Below are 2,560 nucleotides of genomic sequence, written 5' to 3'. Positions count from 1 at the left end.
TTGTAGGCGGCCAACGCCTTCCTTACATCGCCGTTAAAGGTATCAAGCATCTCCTTGATGTATTTGGTACCTCCATCAATATTTTGTGCCTTGTTGTATGGGTCAATTCCCAGGGAAGCAGCGGTATCAGGCATAAGCTGCATAACCCCCACGGCCCCGGCAGAGGATACAGCTCCCTGATTTCCACCGGATTCAGTTTGGGCAATGGCTGATACCAGTCGTGGATCCACCTGATATTTGGCGGCTGCGGCATTTATCAGACTGGCTGTATCACCACCGATGCTGGCAGCCTCCACCCTGGTACCGCTGAAATCCCGGTCAGAAGCCAGCTTGCCCTCAGCAGCCTTTAACTCGGCCGCAAAGGAGTTGTTTCCCACCGCATTGGCATTATATGCCGGACGGCTTATACCAAATCTGTCATTTAGCTCATTGATGCGCTGGACAACACTTTCCACGCCTTCTATTCTCATCATATTCATCACCCTCACCTATATAGAGGCTGTTAACCCATATTTCTGAAATAGAGCTGACCGCCAATTTCATCCAATACCTTCTGCTCTTCAAAAAGAACCTCTGCCATATATTGCTGAAGCCGCTTTTCCTTCAGCTGCTCGATGCTCTTCAGCTTGTTCATTATCTTTACAAGCTCCTGCATGCGCCGCTGGCGTTCGGCCTGGCATTCCAATATAACATGCTGCTGCTGTTCAATCTGTTCACGCTTATAATTGAAGAAGCTGTTATAGGTCATGAGGGTTCCTACAGTAATGGTTCCCTTGCTGGTAAGGGCATCATAATCCTTGTGGCCCTGGGCCATCTGCTCCAGCAGCTCCTCCAGATGTTGTCTTGCCTCTTCAAGCTTTTTTGTGGCACCGGCCAGTTCAACCTGAGCCTGATCCTTATTCATTTTGGTAACCTTTAGCAGGGTTTCCAGCTGAAATCTGAATTTTTTCATGGCTTACGGCCTCCACCGGCGTTTATCAAATACCCTCCAGGCGTTTTATGGTTTCATCAAAGCTTTGTACCTCGAATACGCCCTGACAGAGGAAGTCATTAATATTATCAATTTTCTGAATGGCCTCGTCGATTTTCGGGCTGGAGCCCTTGACGTAGGCCCCGATATGTATCAAATCCTCAGCATCCTTATATACTGCCATAAGGGCTCTGAGCTTTCTGTTGGCATTCATGTGTTCGTCAGGCACAACGGCTGACATTACACGGGATACGCTGGCCAATACGTCTATGGCCGGAAAATGATTCTGGGCCGCTATATTTCTGGACAGCACTATATGACCATCCAAAATACTTCGCACCGCATCGGCTATAGGCTCATTCATATCATCACCATCCACCAGTACAGTGTATATACCGGTGATGGACCCCTTTTCGCTGGTACCGGCTCTTTCCAATAATCTTGGAAGCAGGGCAAATACGGAAGGGGTATAGCCTCTGGTGGCCGGCGGCTCACCGACGGTCAGCCCCACCTCACGCTGGGCCATGGCGAAACGGGTTACGGAGTCCATCATAAGGATGACCTTCCGCCCCCTGTCCCGGAAATATTCGGCAATAGCCGTGGCGGTCATGGCCCCCTTGATGCGCACCAAGGCAGGCTTATCTGATGTAGCTACTACTACTACAGAACGCTTTAAGCCCTCTTCGCCCAAATCACGCTCGATAAACTCCTTTACCTCACGGCCACGCTCTCCCACCAGGGAGATAATGCTGATATCCGCTTCCGTATTGCGGGCGATCATGGACAGGAGAGTGGATTTTCCCACGCCGCTGCCGGCCATAATGCCAATACGCTGTCCCTGTCCCATGGTAATCAGTCCATCAATGGCCCTTACTCCAACATACAGGGACTCCTTAATAACCGGTCTGTCCAAGGGAGCCGGCGGATCGGCCTGAAGGGGATATTCCTCCTTGCACAGAATCGGTCCCTTGCCATCAATAGGATTGCCCAGGCCGTCAATAACCCGACCCATAAGCTCCGGCCCAACCTTGACCTGGAGCACCTTCTGGGCGGACACCACCTCACAGCCCGGCCCGATGCCCTTGGAATCCCCCAGGGGCATCAATAAAACGAAACCATCCCTGAAGCCTACCACCTCAGCCGGCACGGGCTCCACATCGGAAAAGTGGGATTTGACATAGCACAGCTCACCCATGCTCACATTTGGCCCCTTGCATTCAATTACCAGGCCAACCATCTGTACCACCTTGCCGATCATACGCATAGGCTTGCTGTTTTCAACTGCGTTAGTAAACTTTTTCAGGTTGATTTCCATTATTTCATAACATCCCTAATAGCCTGTTCAACTACCTCAAGCTGAGTGGTAAGCTTAGCATCCACGGTTCCATTGGGGGATTCCACCACCACATCACCCAGCTTCAAGGTTTCATCAGATTCAATGGAAAGCTCACACTTTCCCTCCATGGCGGACATAAAATCAGTCCGCCCCATAAGCACCAGCTCATAGGCATCCGGTGAAACCCGGACAACGACCTGAGGCTGATCCTTAACCTTTTCCAAAGCATTCTGCACCAGGGGCAGAACCATCTG

The 2,560-nt window shown here is 50.9% G+C and carries 4 protein-coding genes; all 4 read right to left on the bottom strand.

Annotated elements, in window-relative coordinates:
* Positions 1-473, bottom strand: a 473-nt coding sequence (locus Q0Y54_RS12610; RefSeq protein ID WP_297968685.1) for a lytic transglycosylase domain-containing protein, incomplete at its 3' end; no start/stop codon positions are given.
* 29 nt (positions 474-502) lie between these two features.
* Positions 503-952: a flagellar export protein FliJ gene (fliJ, locus tag Q0Y54_RS12605; RefSeq protein WP_297968682.1), complete on the bottom strand. Its 450-nt coding sequence runs from the start codon at positions 950-952 to the stop codon at positions 503-505.
* A 25-nt stretch (positions 953-977) separates the two neighbouring features.
* Positions 978-2,285: a flagellar protein export ATPase FliI gene (fliI, locus tag Q0Y54_RS12600; RefSeq protein WP_297968679.1), complete on the bottom strand. Its 1,308-nt coding sequence runs from the start codon at positions 2,283-2,285 to the stop codon at positions 978-980.
* Positions 2,285-2,560 (bottom strand): FliH/SctL family protein (locus Q0Y54_RS12595; RefSeq protein ID WP_297968676.1); only part of this gene is annotated, 276 nt, incomplete at its 5' end. The genes fliI and Q0Y54_RS12595, both read right to left, overlap by 1 nt.

It is taken from the genome of uncultured Anaerovibrio sp., from assembly GCF_947302755.1.
Classification (GTDB): domain Bacteria; phylum Bacillota; class Negativicutes; order Selenomonadales; family Selenomonadaceae; genus Anaerovibrio.
The sequence above is the reverse complement of the archived record's forward strand: the minus strand, read 5'-3'. Positions and strand labels throughout refer to the sequence as shown.

Excerpts from the sequence above, each read along its gene's own strand:
- fliJ (WP_297968682.1), bottom strand. The coding sequence starts at position 952 with ATGAAAAAATTCAGATTTCAGCTGGAAACCCTGCTAAAGGTTACCAAA.
- fliI (WP_297968679.1), bottom strand. The coding sequence starts at position 2,285 with ATGGAAATCAACCTGAAAAAGTTTACTAACGCAGTTGAAAACAGCAAG.